Annotated in this window: 14 protein-coding genes and 1 pseudogene; 5 read left to right on the top strand and 10 right to left on the bottom strand. The window is 68.2% G+C overall.

Annotation, left to right across the window (positions count from 1 at the left end):
* Positions 1 to 52: 52 nt before the first annotated feature.
* The 5 genes from ACFWR9_RS31805 to ACFWR9_RS31785 form a co-directional block, all read right to left on the bottom strand.
* Positions 53 to 715 (bottom strand): response regulator, encoded by a 663-nt coding sequence (locus tag ACFWR9_RS31805; RefSeq protein WP_383848052.1) that lies wholly within the window; start codon positions 713 to 715, stop codon positions 53 to 55.
* Positions 716 to 1,258: 543 nt separating this feature from the next.
* The gene (locus tag ACFWR9_RS31800; protein ID WP_383848049.1) at positions 1,259 to 2,509 is read right to left on the bottom strand and encodes a sensor histidine kinase; all 1,251 of its coding nucleotides are present in this window, start codon (positions 2,507 to 2,509) and stop codon (positions 1,259 to 1,261) included.
* On the bottom strand, positions 2,506 to 3,510 hold the full coding sequence (locus tag ACFWR9_RS31795; RefSeq protein ID WP_383848046.1) for a hypothetical protein: 1,005 nt from the start codon (positions 3,508 to 3,510) through the stop codon (positions 2,506 to 2,508). Before ACFWR9_RS31795 ends, ACFWR9_RS31800 begins: the two co-directional genes overlap by 4 nt.
* 78 nt (positions 3,511 to 3,588) lie before the next feature.
* Positions 3,589 to 4,059, bottom strand: a complete 471-nt coding sequence (locus ACFWR9_RS31790; RefSeq protein WP_383848043.1) for a GNAT family N-acetyltransferase — start codon at positions 4,057 to 4,059, stop codon at positions 3,589 to 3,591.
* A gap of 3 nt (positions 4,060 to 4,062) precedes the next feature.
* The gene (locus tag ACFWR9_RS31785; protein WP_383848040.1) at positions 4,063 to 4,836 is read right to left on the bottom strand and encodes an IclR family transcriptional regulator; all 774 of its coding nucleotides are present in this window, start codon (positions 4,834 to 4,836) and stop codon (positions 4,063 to 4,065) included.
* A 125-nt stretch (positions 4,837 to 4,961) separates the two neighbouring features.
* On the opposite strand from ACFWR9_RS31785, the gene ACFWR9_RS31780 reads away from it, so the two are divergent.
* The 5 genes and pseudogenes from ACFWR9_RS31780 to ACFWR9_RS31760 all read left to right on the top strand — a co-directional run bounded on the left by ACFWR9_RS31780 (position 4,962) and on the right by ACFWR9_RS31760 (position 9,917).
* Entirely contained in the window at positions 4,962 to 6,491 is a 1,530-nt protein-coding gene (locus ACFWR9_RS31780; protein WP_383848038.1) for an aldehyde dehydrogenase (NADP(+)), read from the top strand.
* A 135-nt stretch (positions 6,492 to 6,626) separates the two neighbouring features.
* A complete protein-coding gene (locus tag ACFWR9_RS31775; RefSeq protein WP_383848035.1) occupies positions 6,627 to 7,235 on the top strand; it encodes a DUF1349 domain-containing protein in 609 nt (202 codons plus the stop codon).
* A gap of 37 nt (positions 7,236 to 7,272) precedes the next feature.
* Positions 7,273 to 7,776, top strand: a complete 504-nt coding sequence (locus ACFWR9_RS31770) for a GNAT family N-acetyltransferase (protein WP_383848032.1) — start codon at positions 7,273 to 7,275, stop codon at positions 7,774 to 7,776.
* 923 nt (positions 7,777 to 8,699) lie between these two features.
* A pseudogene (locus ACFWR9_RS31765) lies at positions 8,700 to 8,906 on the top strand (helix-turn-helix transcriptional regulator); the annotation flags it as partial.
* A gap of 114 nt (positions 8,907 to 9,020) precedes the next feature.
* On the top strand, positions 9,021 to 9,917 hold the full coding sequence (locus tag ACFWR9_RS31760) for a transcriptional regulator (protein ID WP_383848123.1): 897 nt from the start codon (positions 9,021 to 9,023) through the stop codon (positions 9,915 to 9,917).
* A 189-nt stretch (positions 9,918 to 10,106) separates the two neighbouring features.
* On the opposite strand, the gene ACFWR9_RS31755 is transcribed toward ACFWR9_RS31760, so the two are convergent.
* The 5 genes from ACFWR9_RS31755 to ACFWR9_RS31735 all read right to left on the bottom strand — a co-directional run bounded on the left by ACFWR9_RS31755 (position 10,107) and on the right by ACFWR9_RS31735 (position 13,710).
* Entirely contained in the window at positions 10,107 to 10,718 is a 612-nt protein-coding gene (locus ACFWR9_RS31755) for a hypothetical protein (RefSeq protein WP_383848030.1), read from the bottom strand.
* Positions 10,719 to 11,616: 898 nt separating this feature from the next.
* On the bottom strand, positions 11,617 to 11,910 hold the full coding sequence (locus ACFWR9_RS31750; protein ID WP_383848027.1) for a hypothetical protein: 294 nt from the start codon (positions 11,908 to 11,910) through the stop codon (positions 11,617 to 11,619).
* A gap of 91 nt (positions 11,911 to 12,001) precedes the next feature.
* Positions 12,002 to 12,838 carry a phage major capsid protein gene (locus tag ACFWR9_RS31745; RefSeq protein ID WP_383848026.1) on the bottom strand — a complete coding sequence of 279 codons (837 nt, stop codon included), beginning with the start codon at positions 12,836 to 12,838 and terminating at the stop codon, positions 12,002 to 12,004.
* Between the two features lie 193 nt (positions 12,839 to 13,031).
* On the bottom strand, positions 13,032 to 13,460 hold the full coding sequence (locus ACFWR9_RS31740) for a hypothetical protein (protein ID WP_383848023.1): 429 nt from the start codon (positions 13,458 to 13,460) through the stop codon (positions 13,032 to 13,034).
* Positions 13,453 to 13,710 (bottom strand): hypothetical protein, encoded by a 258-nt coding sequence (locus ACFWR9_RS31735; RefSeq protein ID WP_383848021.1) that lies wholly within the window; start codon positions 13,708 to 13,710, stop codon positions 13,453 to 13,455. The genes ACFWR9_RS31740 and ACFWR9_RS31735 overlap by 8 nt, the downstream gene beginning before the upstream one ends.
* Positions 13,711 to 14,891: the final 1,181 nt, after the last annotated feature.

Raw genomic sequence — 14,891 nt, 5'->3', positions numbered from 1 at the left:
ACGAACGGGCGGGGGCCGATCGTTCCGTGTGCCCCGTTTTCTCATCGTCCGTTCATGTGGCCGGTCGCGTGAAGCCGGCCTCGTAGGCCCGGATCACCGCCTGGGTGCGGTCCCGGCTGCCGGTCTTCGCCAGCACCGAGGCCACGTGTGTCTTCGCCGTGGCCGGGCCCACCGCCATCCGTGCCGCGATCTCCGCGTTGGTCAGGCCGGTCGCCATCAGGCGCAGCACCTCGCCCTCGCGGTCCGTGAGCCGCGCCACCCAGGCCGGCGGGGCGGGGTTCGCGCGGGCGTGCTCGGCGGCCAGCGTCCGCACCGCCGACGGGAACAGCAGCGTGTCGCTGTGCGCCACCAGCCGCACCGCCCGCACGAGGGTGTCGGCGTCGGCCCGCTTCAGCAGGAAGCCGGCGGCCCCGGCGCGCAGGGCGTCGTACACGTAGGAGTCGTTCTCGAAGGTGGTCACGACCACGACGCGCGGCGGCTCGGCGACGGTGGCGAGGATCTGCTCGGTGGCGCGGATGCCGTCGACGCCGGGCATGCGGACGTCCATCAGGACCACGTCCGGCAGGGTCTCCCGCACCACGGACACCGCCTCGGCGCCGGTGGCCGCCTCCCCGGCGACCTCCAGGTCCGCCTCGGCGGAGAGGATGGCGCGCAGCGCGGTGCGGACCATCCGCTCGTCGTCGGCGAGCACGATCCGGATCGGCGGGCGGGTCACGGTGGTCTCCTCGGGGCGGGGCGTCGTCCTGCTGGTCCCGGCGGGGTGTGGGGCCCGGGCGGGTCTTGCGGGGCCTGGGGCCCGGCGGGTCTTGCTGGGTCTGGGGCCCGGCGGGTCTTGCTGGGTCTGGGGCCTGGTCGGGGGCCTCCCGTGCCGGGGTTCCGGGGCCGGGCCCGGCCGGGTCGCGGGTGGTTGCCGATACTCCTCCGGCCCAGGGTGTGGAGGGTGGTTGCCGTGGTCGGGCCTGTGGTCCGGGGCTTTCTTCGGGCAGGAGGGCCGACGTCTGCCGCCGGCGGTCTTGTCTTGTCCGGCCCAGGGTGTGGAGGGTGGTTGCCGTGGTCCGGCCTGTGGTCCGGGACTCTCTCCGGACAGGAGCGCCGACGGTCTGCCGCCGTCGGTCATGTCTCCTCCGGTCCGGGGCGTGCACGGGCCTGCCGTGATCGGGCCTGTGGTCCGGGGCTTTCTTCGGGCAGGAGGGCCGACGTCCGCCGCCGGCGGTCGGGGCTCTGCGGCCGAGGGGCCCGAGGTCCGGCACCGGACGCGTCACGTGGTCCCTCTCAGGGGCAGGCGTACGTGGAGGCGCCATGTCTCTCCGTCGGCGCCGGCCTCGGCCGCGCCGCCCAGCAGGCGGGCACGGTCGGTGATGCCGCGCAGGCCGTGGCCGCCGCCGGGGCGCGTGGCGCGGGCCTCGCCGAGGGGGTTCTCGACGGAAATCCGCAGGTCGTCGTCGCGCACGTCGACGCGCAGCGCCACGGTGACGTCCGCGCCCGCGTGCCTGAGCGCGTTGCTCAGCCCCTCCTGCACGATGCGGTACGCCTCGCGCGAGACCAGCGGCGGCAGCGCGCCGGGGTCGGCGGTGACCGCGGCGGTCACCCGCAGTCCGCCCGCGCGGGTGCGGTGCAGCAGCCCGTCGAGGTCGGCGGCGAGCGTGGGTGCCGGCGCGGTGCCGGGGGCGTCGCCGTCGCGCAGTACGCCCAGTACGGCGTCGAGTTCGCCGACCGTGCGACGCGTGGTCTCCTCGATCGCGGCCAGCGCCTCGCGGACGAACTCCGGGTCGGTGTCCAGGACCCGGCGGGCGGCGCTCGCCTGGAGGGTGACCGCGCTCAGGGCGTGGCCCACGGAGTCGTGCAGCTCGCGCGCGAGCCGGTTGCGGACGGCGAGCGCGGCGGCGCGGGCCTCGGCCGCCGCGACCCGGTCCTCGGCGGAGGGGCCGAGCAGCGCGGGCGCCCAACGGGCCAGCAGTGTGCCGCAGGCGGCGGCGCACCCGGCGAGCGCGACCAGCATCGCGGCCCCCGCGACCGGCGCGAGCGCGAGCGCCCAGGTGTGCTGGAGGACGCCGGGCATCCCCATCCGGTCGTCCCGCAGCGCCGGCACGAACGGCAGCACGATCAGCGCGGCCGCGAACGGCGGCACCGCGAGCGACATCCCCGCTATGACCCCGCCGAAGCCCAGGTGCAGGGTGAACCAGGCCGCCGTGCGCCCCTTCTCGCCCTTGGTGCGGGCGGGCCCGTGGGCGAGCCGGTCCGGCTCGACCCCGCACAGCGACCGCACGACGCCGGACTCCAGGGGCCGGGTCAGCGGGAACAGCGAGGTGACGGCGGCGAGCGGCAGCCCGACGGCGAACGAGGCCAGTTGCAGACGCAGCGAGCCGAAGACGTTCACGTCCCCGGCGACCGGGCCGACGACGACCGAGCCGACCAGGACGTACGGCATGGCGAGCGCGCCGCCGAGGATCAGATGGATCCACCGCAGTCGCGCCCGCCGCCCGAACAGCAGCCCGGCGAACACGGTCACGGCCGGGTGCCGAGGGCGGCCGACCGCCGGACGAGGAAGTGGGCGCCGACTGACGCGAGGAGCAGGCCGACGGTCATCTGGCCAGCGTAGGTGAGCGTCATCAGCGCTGTCGGCCGGTCGGCGGGATCGTCGGCCGGCATCAGCGTGGCCAGCAGCACCCAGCCGCCCCAGCAGGCCGCCGCGCCGGAACAGACCCAGGTCGACGCGAGGGGCACCGTGACCGGCAGGACGCGGGCGTGGCGGAAGGCGAGCAACAGGGCGCCGACGACGGCCCCGACGAGGAACGCGACGTGCATGCCGTCCAGTACCTGGAAGTCGGTCGTGCGGTTCTCGTCCCCGAGCCCCGCCGTGCCACCGCACGCCCAGTACAGCCGGACGGCGAGCGGGAGGGACGCGAGGACCGTCGTGGCGACGGCGACGGCCTTGTACGGCGTCCCGACGGCGCCGGCCGGGAGTTCCCACATCCGCCCGCGCCACAGCTGTCCCCAGCGGTCCCGGGCGTAGAGCACGAACAAGGCCCCGAGGGCGAGCCCCTGCACGATGAACCCCGTGTACACGACAGCGAACACCCATTCCTGGAGGAAGGGTTCGCGCCCCGGACCGGGCGTCGTCGCGGTGTCACCGCCCAGCGCCCGGGTGAGCAGCTGCAGCGGGAACCCGGCCATGATCGGCGCGAGCAGCCCAGTGGCGACCCACACGGGGAATGCCAGCAGCCACGCGGGCACCCGCCGGCCCCACGGCCGGGTCAGCACCAGCGCCAGCACGATCACACAACTGTCCAGCAGGACGGAGACCCCGTTGGCGACGATCATGGTCACCCGGTGGTCCAGCAGCGCGCTGCCCTCCGGGATGCCGATCCGGCTCCCCGCGATCCAGGCGGCCTTGAGCCCGAGGTACGGCAGGCAGGAGAGCACGGCCACGGCGCGCAGCAGCCGGCGGGTCCGGGTGGGCCTCGGCGCCGTGGCGGTCGGTGCGGGCGTGGGTGCGAACGTCTGCGTCATGCCTCCACGCTCCCGCGCGGACACCCCCCGGCACGTCACGCCCACCGACGATCCGCCTCCGCCGCGCGGCGGAGGGGGTCAGTGCGCGAGGTGGAGGACGACCTCGTCGATCTCCTCGCCCCGCGCCGCCGCGAAGCCCCTGGCCCGGGCGCTCATCTCGAAGCCGCACTTCTCCAGGACGCGGCGCGAACCCGTGTTGTCGGCCGCCGCGCGCCCGTAGAGCGGGCGGTCCCGCACCTCGGCGAGCAGGGCCCGCAACGCGGCCGTGGCCACGCCCTGGCCCCAGTACGCCCGGTCGACCCAGTACGTCACCTCGCGCTCGCCCGGCTCCCCGTACACCGCCGCGCTGCCGACGACGTCACCGTCGCCGAGGATGGTTCGTACGACGTCATGGGAGGCCCGGATCTTTCTCCAATGGGCCTCGAAAGCGTCCCGGTCGGTCGGATCCTTGTGGGTGAAGGCCGCCATGTGCAGGGCCTCCGGATCGTTCATCTGCCGGAAGAAGACGGGCAGATCGCTGTCGTGAACCTCGCGCAGTGCGATGAGCATGGCTCAGAGCCTACGCGTGGCCAGTGTCAGCCGGTCCCGCGCGTCGAACAGCGCGTCCTTCACCATCTGTTCGTGCGCCGGCGTCAGCCGCGCCACCGGTACGGAGCAGCTGATCGCGTCCCGCGCGGGGGTGCGGTAGGGCACCGCCACGCCGAAGCAGCGCAGCCCCAGCGTGTTCTCCTCGCGGTCCACGGCGAAGCCCTGCTCCCGCACCTGGCGCAGCTCCTCGATGAGCTTCTCCCGGTCGGTGATGGTGTGCTCGGTGAGCGCCGGCAGCGTCTGAGGCAGCATCTTGCGGACCTGCTCGTCGGTGTACGTGCTCAGCAGCGCCTTGCCCAGCGACGTCGAGTGCGCGGGCAGCCGCCGGCCGACCCGGGTGAACGGCCGCAGGTAGTGCTGCGACTGCCGGGTGGCCAGATAGACGACGTTCGTGCCGTCCAGGCGCGCGAGGTGGATGGTCTCCGTCGTGTCGTCGGAGAGCCGGTCCAGCGTCGGCCGCGCCGCCGCGACCACCTCGTCGCCGTCGATGTACGAGGTGCCGACCAGCAGCGCCCGTACCCCGATGCCGTACCGCGTGCCCGTGGCGTCCGTCTCGACCCAGCCCAGCTCCACCAGCGTGCGCAGCAGCATGTAGAGACTGGACTTGGGATAGCCGACGGCCTCCTGGACCGACGCGAGGGAGTGCATACCGGGGCGTCCGGCGAAGTACTCGAGCAGTTCAACCGTCCGCACCGCGGACTTGACCTGCGCTCCGCCCCCCGTATCGCCAGCCGACATCGCCCTTGACCCCTTCGTTCGCCGGGAAATAGTCTCGAACAGCATATTCATCACCAGAGACAGCGTTCAGTATATCGAACGACTGCGATGCAGAACACGTTCCGATGCACGTGGAGGGACCCGCGGTGGCAGCAGCACCAGTCTGGAGTGTCGACCCCCGTACCGGGAAGCAGCGTGAACAGGTCGCGGTGGAGGCCACCGCCCGGGAGGTGGACGACGCCGTCCGCGCCGCGCACGCCGCCCAAGGCGCCCTCGCGGACCGTACCGTCCGCGCGGCCTTCCTGCGCGGTGCCGCCGAGGAACTGAAGGCCGCCGAGGACACGCTGGTCGAGGCCGCCGACGCGGAGACCGCGCTGGGCCCGGTCCGGCTCACCGGCGAACTCGCCCGCACCTGCTACCAGCTGCGGGCCTTCGCGGACATCGTCGACGAGGGCGAGTTCCTCGGTGTCGTGGTCAACCACCCCGACGACACCGCCACCCCGCCCGTCCCGGACCTGCGCCGCTACAAGGTGCCCCTCGGCGTCGTCGCGGTCTACTCGGCCTCCAACTTCCCCTTCGCCTTCTCCGTCCCCGGCGGCGACACCGCCAGCGCCCTCGCGGCCGGCTGCCCGGTCGTCGTCAAGGCCCACCCCGACCACCCGGCCCTGTCCGAACTGGTCGCCAGGGTGCTGCGCCGCGCCGCGGCCCGGCACGGCATCCCGGACGGCGTCCTCGGTCTGGTGCACGGCTTCGACGCGGGCATCGAACTGATCCGGCACCCGCTGGTCTCGGCGGCCGGCTTCACGGGCTCCGTCCGTGGTGGCCGCGCGCTGTTCGACGCGGCGGCGGCGCGGCCGGTGCCGATCCCCTTCCACGGCGAGCTGGGCTCGCTGAACCCGGTCGTCGTCACGGAGGCGGCGGCCGCCGAGCGGGCGGACGCGATCGGCGCGGGGCTGGCCGGTTCGATGACCCTGGGCGTCGGCCAGTTCTGCGTGAAGCCCGGCCTGGTCCTGGTGCCGGCGGGCGCCGCCGGTGACGGCCTGGTCAAGACGCTCACGGACGCGGTCAGCGACACCGACGCCGGGGTCCTGCTCGACCACCGCATGCGGGACAACTTCGTCGCCGGCGTCGCCGAGCGCGCGGCGCTGCCCGACGTGGACTCGCCGGTGACGCCGGGCGCGGGCGGCGAGCACACCGTCGCGGCCGGGTTCCTCACGGTGCCGGCGGCGCGGCTGGCGGCGGAGGGGGAGCACGACCTGCTCCTGGAGGAGTGCTTCGGGCCGGTCACCGTGGTGGCCCGCTATCAGGACGAGGACGAGGTACGGGGCGTGCTGTCGCGGCTGCCGGGGAACCTCACGGCGACCGTGCAGCTCTCCTCCGGAGAGGTGGCGGGGGAGGGAGGTGGCGCCGAGCTGCTCGGTGCGGTGACGCCGCTCGCGGGGCGGGTGCTGGTGAATGGGTGGCCGACGGGGGTTGCCGTGGCGGCGGCTCAGCATCACGGGGGGCCGTATCCCGCGACGACGTCGACGTCCACGTCGGTGGGGGGGACGGCTGTGGAGCGGTGGCTGCGGCCGGTGGCGTATCAGGGGGTGCCGGAGGTTTTGCTGCCGGCTGAGTTGCGGGACGGGAATCCGTTGGGGGTGCCTCGGCGGTTCAACGGGGTGCTTGAGCGGTAGCGGTAGCGCCGTGGGGGTGCGGGTTCGTCGCGGGGTGCTGCGCCGTCGTGGCTTGTCGCGCCCACGCGGCGGAGCCGCACATCGATACAGCCCCGCGCCCCTGAGTCACTCCACTCGGCCTGCGACAATCGGTTGATGCACATGAACCTTCCCGAACTGCCCTTTCCCCTCCGTGCCTATGGTCCCGACGGCGACTGGTCCTACGAAGGCGGTGTGCTCACCGGGACTGCCGGGGCCCGGCAGGATCGGTTTGTGGCGCCGACCGGGGAGGCGTTGGACACCGTCTCCGACGCGCCCCGGTTGCTCGGCGCTCCCGACGGGGACTTCCAGCTCGTCGTCCGGGTCACGGTCGGGTTCAAGGGGGCCTTCGACGCCGGGGTGCTCTACGTGCATGTCGGTGAGCGGGCGTGGGCCAAGTTGTGTCTGGAGTACTCGCCGGACGTGCCCACCGTCTGCACGGTGGTCACCCGCGGACACTCCGACGACTGCAACTCCTTCACCGTGGAGGGGAGTTCCGTCTGGTTCCGGGTCAGCCGCAGCGGGCGGGCCTTCGCCTTCCACGCCTCGCTCGACGGTGAGCGCTGGACGTTCGTCCGCCTCTTCACGCTCGGCGACGCGGACGAGACCGGCGCGGCCCTGGTCGGCTTCCTGGCCCAGGCGCCGACGGGGGAGGGCTGCGTCGTGACGTACGACCGCCTGGAGTTCCGGCCGGGCTGGCCGGCGGACCTGCGCGACGGCAGCTGACGCAACCGGAAGGGTGGGTCCGCGCGTCCTGCGGTGCATGATCAGCGAACGTGTGACCGGAAGCAGGGTGATCCGCACCGTCCTGCCCGCCGAGGCCGAGACGGTCGCCGCCCTGCACGCCCGGGCCCGGGCGACGTACTACCCCGACGGGCTGCCCGACGACGGGCTCGACTGGGCGGCCCTCTGGCGCACCGCCGTCGAGCGGGCCGACGGGCACGTGCTGTGCGCGGTGGAGCGGGGGCGTATCGCCGCCATCGCCTCGTTCCGGGTCCCGGAGGGCGGGTCGGCGGACACGGTCAAGCTGTTCCAGTTCCACGTCGACCCCGACCACTGGCGCGCCGGTCTCGGCACCGCCCTGCACGCCGCCTGCGTCGAGCAGTGGCAGGCCGACGGACTGCGGGCGGCGGTGCTGGACGTGCACGTCGACAACCGGCGGACGCAGGCCTTCTACGCCCGTCTGGGCTGGGTCCCGGACCCGGAGCATCCGCCCGCCGAGGGCGACCACCACCTGTTCCTGCGTTTTCGGGTGCCCGGGGAATGAGGCCCGCTGCTTGAACGTTCACGTACGGGCGCGGAGAGGGCCTCCGCACCCGTACGACCTGGAGAAGAGCCGAGCCATGCGCGTCGAGATCTGGAGCGACATCGCCTGCCCGTGAACCAAGAGAACCTTAGGTTACCTTGGCGCTCTCACCAGCGGCTATGCCCAGGCAGCAGGAAGCCCCGTCTCTGGTGCGGGGGCTCCAGAGACGGGGCAGGACCGGTGCGCTCAGCTATCGGCGAAGCTCAGCGTTCCGGGGATCGTTGGGGTGGCCGTAGCGCATGTGTGCGTCCATGCTCCGCACCACGTCTCCCGCTTGCTCACCATCGTTGTCGCGCATGGCAACTCTCAGCGCAGCGCGGAGACCTCCGCAGACAGGGCATGAATCAGCGTCGACCAGGCCGGCGCGCGGCACCAGGATTCCGTCAAGCATGGGGATGTCTCCTGATCTCCCGCGCTGCCTCAAAACGGTCCCAGGCGTTGCCCGCACGCTTCGCGTTTTCCAGCGCCGTAGATGCCTCCGCGCATGTCTGGCAACCAGGCTTCGGGTGCGCTTCGTACAACCAGTCATCGAGCGGCAGGACAACGGGGGCTTCCTGATATCTACGCGGCTCAGTCACAGCGCAACACCCCATACACGCGCTGAACGTAGGCGCTGGTCATGAGGATGCTCCGTGATTTCTCGGCTACAGCGCTCTATGGCGTCCGGCGCGTTGGCTTCCCTGGCAATCTCACGGGAGTTGGCCAGCGCGATACAGGTCGAGCAGCCTTCAACGCCTACAGGCTCCAGTAATGCGCCTCTTCCGCTGATCTCCGCCGTGGCCATGTCGTCCCCTCACGTCGACTGTCAGGCGTTCCACACTCCTTTGGGCACCGATCACTGACTAGCGGCCACCTGTAGGCCAACTGTCGGCCAGAATGGACGTATGGGCAGCAGCGTTGGGGCCAACATCAAACGGCTGCGCGAAGAGCGCGGCTGGAGTCAGGCACGGCTAGCGCGTGAGGTCTGTCTGACAGCGGGAGTGGTCGGTGATCCCGTGGGACGACAGGAAGTCAGCCGTTGGGAGACAGGCAAGCGCACCCCCCGCGAAAGGCTGCCGTTCCTTGCGAGCGCCCTAAGCGTTGCCGTAGACGTGCTCAGGACGCCCCAGGCGCCCGCTGAGCCACCTCTGCCGACCCTGGCTGACTTCCTGCCCGAAGGGGACCCGTTGGCCCCGCTGAGCGCGGCTACAGGACGTCAAGTCGGTATGGGACAAGTAGACGACCTACAGCAGCGCGTACACGGCCTCAGGCTTGCGGATGACGTGCTGGCCGGCAGAGACCTGATTCGCCCAGCACTCCGGGAGCTTCGCTCAGCCGTAAAGGTGTACCGCGAGGGAAGCCACACCAGCGATGTAGGACGCCAACTACTGCGGCAAGTCGGAGAGTTGGCTCAGATTGCGGGATGGATTGCGTCGGACGCTGGCCAGCACGCGGAAGCTGAGCGCATCTACCGGCTAGGAATCAGTGCAGCGCGACAGGCGGAAGACCATACCCTTGCCGGGAACATTGCCGGGTCACTTGCCTACCAGTTCAGCAACACGGGACGAACGGCCGAAGGCCTGACACTGGCGCAAGCCGCATTGCATGACGCTGGCAGCGAGGCCCCGCCGAAAGCCCGCGCGCTGTACCTGGACCGCGTTGCATGGGCGCATACGAAAGCTGGGGGAGTAACCAACGGGCAGGCTGCTATGCGAGCACTGGGGGCAGCCGGACAAGCCCTCAGCGAGGACAGCGCCGGGACGGAATCGCCGGCGTGGCTCTACTGGGTCGACGCTGGCGAACTCAGGGTCATGGAATCCCGCGTGTACACGGAGCTTCGGCGTCCCCTGCGCGCTGTGCCGTTGCTCCGGGAAGTCCTCAGCGGGTACGACGCGACGCATACGAGAGAAGTGGCGTTGTACCTCTCTTGGCTGGCCATTGCGCTGGCTGATGCCAACGAACCAGAAGAGGCGGCAGGCGTAGCAGATCGGGTCATTACGCTGAGTGCTGACACTCCGTCAGAACGAGTTGCCGAACGGGTCCGTGTGATTCTTAGCCGGTTGCAGGATTGCTTGGACGTGCCGGAAGTCGCTGCCCTACTTGCTGAGCACCGGGCGGCATGACCTGCCACGTCATCGATTCGCTACAGCGCACACCGACGCATACGCGCTGGCAGAGAAACACCCTGGTCAGAGATACAAGGCACGGCAGCCGGCGAATCCCTCAAATTTCCAGCTGCCAACAAAGGAAGCCCCGTACCGACCACCAGGAAGGAAATGGGTACGGGGCTTGGTACAGGCTTAGTCAGCGCGTCAAGGGCGTTCCAGGATCGGGGGCGGTAGATGTCTACGCTTTTTCCAGAGGCGCGCTCGACGTGGTGTGGTTCCATCATCGTTGAGAAAGGTGCTGGCAACGGCTGCGAAAGCATTTATGCCGAGCGTAAGTTCACCCGCCAAATGTTCAAGCGTGTGCAACGAATTCTCGTAGTCTTGGCGTGCGTCCTCTTCCGCGTCCTCATCTGTATGCGAATTAGCGATGCGGGGCCAGGAATCACGAAGATGGCGAGAATCGACCATTTGCCTGATGATGTCGAGATAAGCGTCAAGTAATACCGATGCAATCAGATTGACCGAGCGAGGACCCAAGAAGACTAGCTCAGTCCACAAGGCGTTGATCTCGCTACGCAGACGCTTTTCTTCCGCTTCTGTTGAGTCCTCATACCCGTCGTTGTCAAGGACGCGTTCCCTGAGTGCGATAGCAGACCGAATGAACGCCTTGTAGGCATCACTGCGAGGCTGGTGCCTGTCTTTGGTGTGCTCCGCCCTGACAGTCACGCGGATTGCCTCACGCTGCCACCATCCAGTTATCACCGCACCTGCCAGAGTGCCCAGGAGCGTTCCCACAACAGCAACGACAGTACCCATGGGGGTGATTCTCCGGGCGCCGGGGGCCGCTGTCTAGGGCGCGTTGTTCGTTACTCCGTATCAGCCCAATCGGTCACGCGCTGGTGCGCCTCTGGAATCTGGAAATCTTCGGAGTGAGCGCGGTGTGTGAATTGGTGCCAAGACCGGGCGGACACGAAAGCCTTGCGGTCTGCCGGGGCAATCTCCCACAGCGGACGGGCTAGCTCTTCGTCGCTGAACAATAGGCAGGCAGCAACGCGCGCCTTGTAATCGGCGGTCATCGGCAACTCTCTGGGCATAGGAAAGCCCCGGCCGGCGAGTGACCAGGGCATCGATAAGGAGGGTGTCTGAGGCAAGATCAGCCCACAGGAATGCCCCGTTTAGCCACGCTAGCTTTTTCCCTCCCTGCCGCGCACTTACGAGGGTGGGAGGGGGACCCCCGCCAGGTGGGTACGGTCAGCGGTGCCCTAGAAAGGCGGAATGTCCTGCGAAGCCTCGCGCCTATCTGCCCAGTACTGCCATTCACGCTGTGCCTGTGTCTGCCGCTGCCGTTCGGCTATGACTCCACCAGGCTGCGCACGCCCAGTCTCGCGGTTATGGCAGGGCACGCAGAGGGCGCGCAAGTGTTCAGACGCATTCGCATCAATAACACCTCGCTTAACCAGTTCCTTCCTGGACAGCGGATGGTGGTCGGCAACACGTGCTTCTCTGCCGCATAGGGCGCACCACGGATTCTGATAGATGAAGGCAGCGCGCTTGCGCGGCCAGTCCCTCCCGTAGGCGCTGGTGCCTTTCTCAGCACGTACAGCCGTGAGCATGTGTACATGATCGGCGCATGCCCGCTCCCTACCTGCTATCAGGTTGGGACAAGAGGGGGTCGCGGTACATCGCCGGCGGGGCAGTCTTGGCATGGGGGCACCTACGAGTTTTCGGGGGTGGGGGGTTCCGCTAGGGCACGAAATAGGTCCGCGTCGCTGAGCCGCTGCATGGCGGTAGCCGCGTCTATTGCTGCCTGAGTGTCGTCCAGCGCGTCTAGGTGGTCCTCAGCGTCACAGAGCATGTTGCGTAGAGCCTGTACCAGCCTTGCAGCCCTCTCGGGGTGGGGATTTCCCTCAGCGAGCATGGCGCGTAGCTCTTCGGCGTACCCGCTGGCGTAGCCCAGGGATTGAACCAGGGAGACAGCGTGCGCGGGTGCGTATTCGTCGGAAATCACGGCCGTGTCCTCGCGGCTTGGCTGACTACAGGAAGACGAATAGCCCGGTACTTCCACTGAGGCAGCGTTGTGGAAGTACCGGGCTAGGGTTCTACGCCGCAGCGTTGGTGATGCGAACGTGAGCACCAGCAACCGGCATGCCAAAGGCAACACGCATGGTGCCGCGCACACCGACGCGGTCAGAGGAGAAATAGGCGGAGCGGTCAACGTCTAGGCGCGTGTCCTCACGGGTGACCACAAGGAGATCATCCTTGCTGATGCCGTAAACGGTGTCTGCCGGAACATACGGGCTGACGATGATCGGACGGCCGAGAATGGTACGCCGGCCATCAGCGGTCAGGTCCGGGTTAAGCAGCGCCTTGTTAGAGCCGGTCGCGTCCTTGAGCTTCGCAATTTCAAGGGCAGCCGCAGCACCGGTCACCCAAGAGGTAATCCGGCCCCCGGAAGCCTCGCTGAGCGACACGGCCTCTTCGAACGGGTCAAGGTTCGTGTACGTCCCAGGCGCCTGCACCGTCGAGATGCCAGTCAGGGAGGCGAAGCCGGATGGGTTGGGCGAAGCCAGCGCGTTGAACAGTGCATTGTCTACGCTGTTCGCAATCTGCCGCGCGATGCTTCGCCCAATCTGGTCGGTCGCAGAGGGATTGCTGTCGTCGGCAAGCTCTCGGCTGACAATAGTCAGCCCTCCGAACTTCGCCGGGGAGACCACCAGTTCATCGAAGTCAGCATCAGACGGGGTAATCTCCGCGCCTTCGGCCACAGCGCCAACGGTCACGTCGGAAGCCAGAATCGGAATGCGGTAGTCGTGCGCCTGAGTGGTGACCTTCGTACCGGTCAGGTAGGCGACGGCTAGAGCCTCTACGGGCTTGGTGACAATCTCCCCGTACTCCGGGGGTAGAACGGCACCGCTGGCAGGCGTAAACATGGTCATGCGGAAATTCCTTGCGTTTAGGCATGTGCGCGAATGCGCGATGGAAGCCCGCTGTGCCTGACAGCGAGGAGGAACGGGCAACCAGGCCCAAACGTGAGAAATCCGCCGCCCACCTGGGGCCTAGCGGATTCTCAAAGGCACCTACGAAAGTCCGTAGGCGGATATTTAGTTGTACGGAAACCCCGGGGTTTCCTTAGCGCCCCTTGAACTTGAGGGCGTCCTGCATGGTGGGGGCGCGCTCTGGGACTTCGCGGTGATTCCCGCCAACCTCACCCCAGGGGCGATTGGGGTTTCCCAGCCCAGGGCGCTTAGCGAGCAACGCATCAACAGCGACATCAACAGCGTCCGGCATGACGTTCCCTTCCGGGTCGGTCATGTCATCAACGTTGGCCCCTCCAATTTCGAAGAGGTCAGCGCCGACGGATAGTTCCTTAGCTGCGTGCCCCTCAATCTCCTTGCGTAGGAGTGCAGTGATCCGGGCCTGTGCAGCCTCAAGCTTCGTTTCAGCATCGCGAAGCTTCGTCCGGTACTTCGCAGCCTCGCGGTTTGCGCTACTGCCCTCAGCCGGTGCCTGTGGCTCCTCCGTAGAGCCCTCAGCCGGCGAGACCTCAAGCTCAGTCATTGGCCTTCCGCGCCTCGCTGTAGATGTAAGTCAGAAGATGGGACGCTGGGCAATTCGTCGCGTACGTAACCACGTCGCGCGCCGTCATGTGGCTGCCATACAGCGTGCGCATGTCGTCCTCATCGAGGAAGAGAGCCTGTGCCAGCGATGAGACGGGGAGTTGAGTATCCGGCGCGTCGTGAGCCACAGCGGCGATAAGCTGGCAGGCTGCAAACTGAGTGTCAGCCAGCTCGGCAAGTAGAGACTTCATTTTGTTGTCCGTTTCGTGAGACCCCATCGCCCCCAGGTCGAAAGGACAAAGCGCCTGGGAGCGATGGGGAAGAATGTGGCCCGTCCCCGGGTAGGCATCGCGCCTGAGAGCCCCGGGAACGGGCGTGATGGGTGCCCAGCCCATATCGAAAGGCGGGATAAGTCACTATCCCTGACCGCTGTTGCCAGCGGAGTGTGTGGGCGCCCCCGAAAATTCGGAGGCGCGAGTATGGGTCAGGTCAAGCCACTTGCTCGGTAGAGCACGGAGACCAGCGAAGAAAGAACAATCAGCTCCGCTACGAACACGCGCGTCACGGCTGGCCACCAGGATGCTTCGCGTAGGCAGCGACTAGCCGGTCATGTGTTGCGCGCTCAGCGGCGATTGGCAGCCGGCTATAGCGCCTACCAAGACCCATGTTCTGGGCGTCCAGGAAGGCGTGTGCGGCCCTGGCGCTTGCTTCCCGGGACTCAGCCTCAACAGCGCGCCGTTCGGGGCTTACAGCGGCGTAGGCGGCCGTGATGAGCGGGGCAATGGCCTCTGCCAGTCCCTCGCGCCCAACGCGCCTATAGGCGTAGTCGAACTGGTTGTGGCAGCTACGGCACAAGGCAACGTAGTTCCGCGAGTGCTCGGACCAGACTCGGCCGTCTTCGCTGCGCTCATCAGGATCGTTGTGCAGGTACGCCCACTGATCAGCGGTCAGGAAGCACCAGGCGCAGGCATGGTACTTGGCCGGCAAGCGTAGCGCGTCAATGCGCTGGTGTGCAGTCCGGTACTCGGATGCAGAGGAAGTCATGGGAAAGGGTCGCTTTCACTGGGGTGCGGAAACGACTAAAGGCCCGTTCCGAGGCTCAGCATGATGGGCACCCCTGCCAGTCATGCGAGACGACCCGGAACGGGCCTTTAGCGTATGCGGTTTGCTTAGAGAGCGGCCCCCGCATGGGCGTCGTGGGCAGACCTCGAAAAGGGTGCGGTCCGCAGGATGGGAATTTTGGTCCCGACTGTAACTAGTGCGTCGAATGCCAGCGGGTTGCCTCTAAGGGCTCAAAATCTGGCGATAATGAGTGTCGACCTTAGAGCGTTATGAAGCCGTGACCTACAGTCCCAGAATGCGGCTGGAATTTAGGGGCCATACGAGCGACAGCCCCTCTGACCTGCGACAGTGACGAAGTGTAGGTTTGAGG

It is taken from the genome of Streptomyces sp. NPDC058534 (assembly GCF_042717365.1).
In the GTDB taxonomy this organism is placed as follows: domain Bacteria; phylum Actinomycetota; class Actinomycetes; order Streptomycetales; family Streptomycetaceae; genus Streptomyces.
The sequence above is the reverse complement of the archived record's forward strand: the minus strand, read 5'-3'. Positions and strand labels throughout refer to the sequence as shown.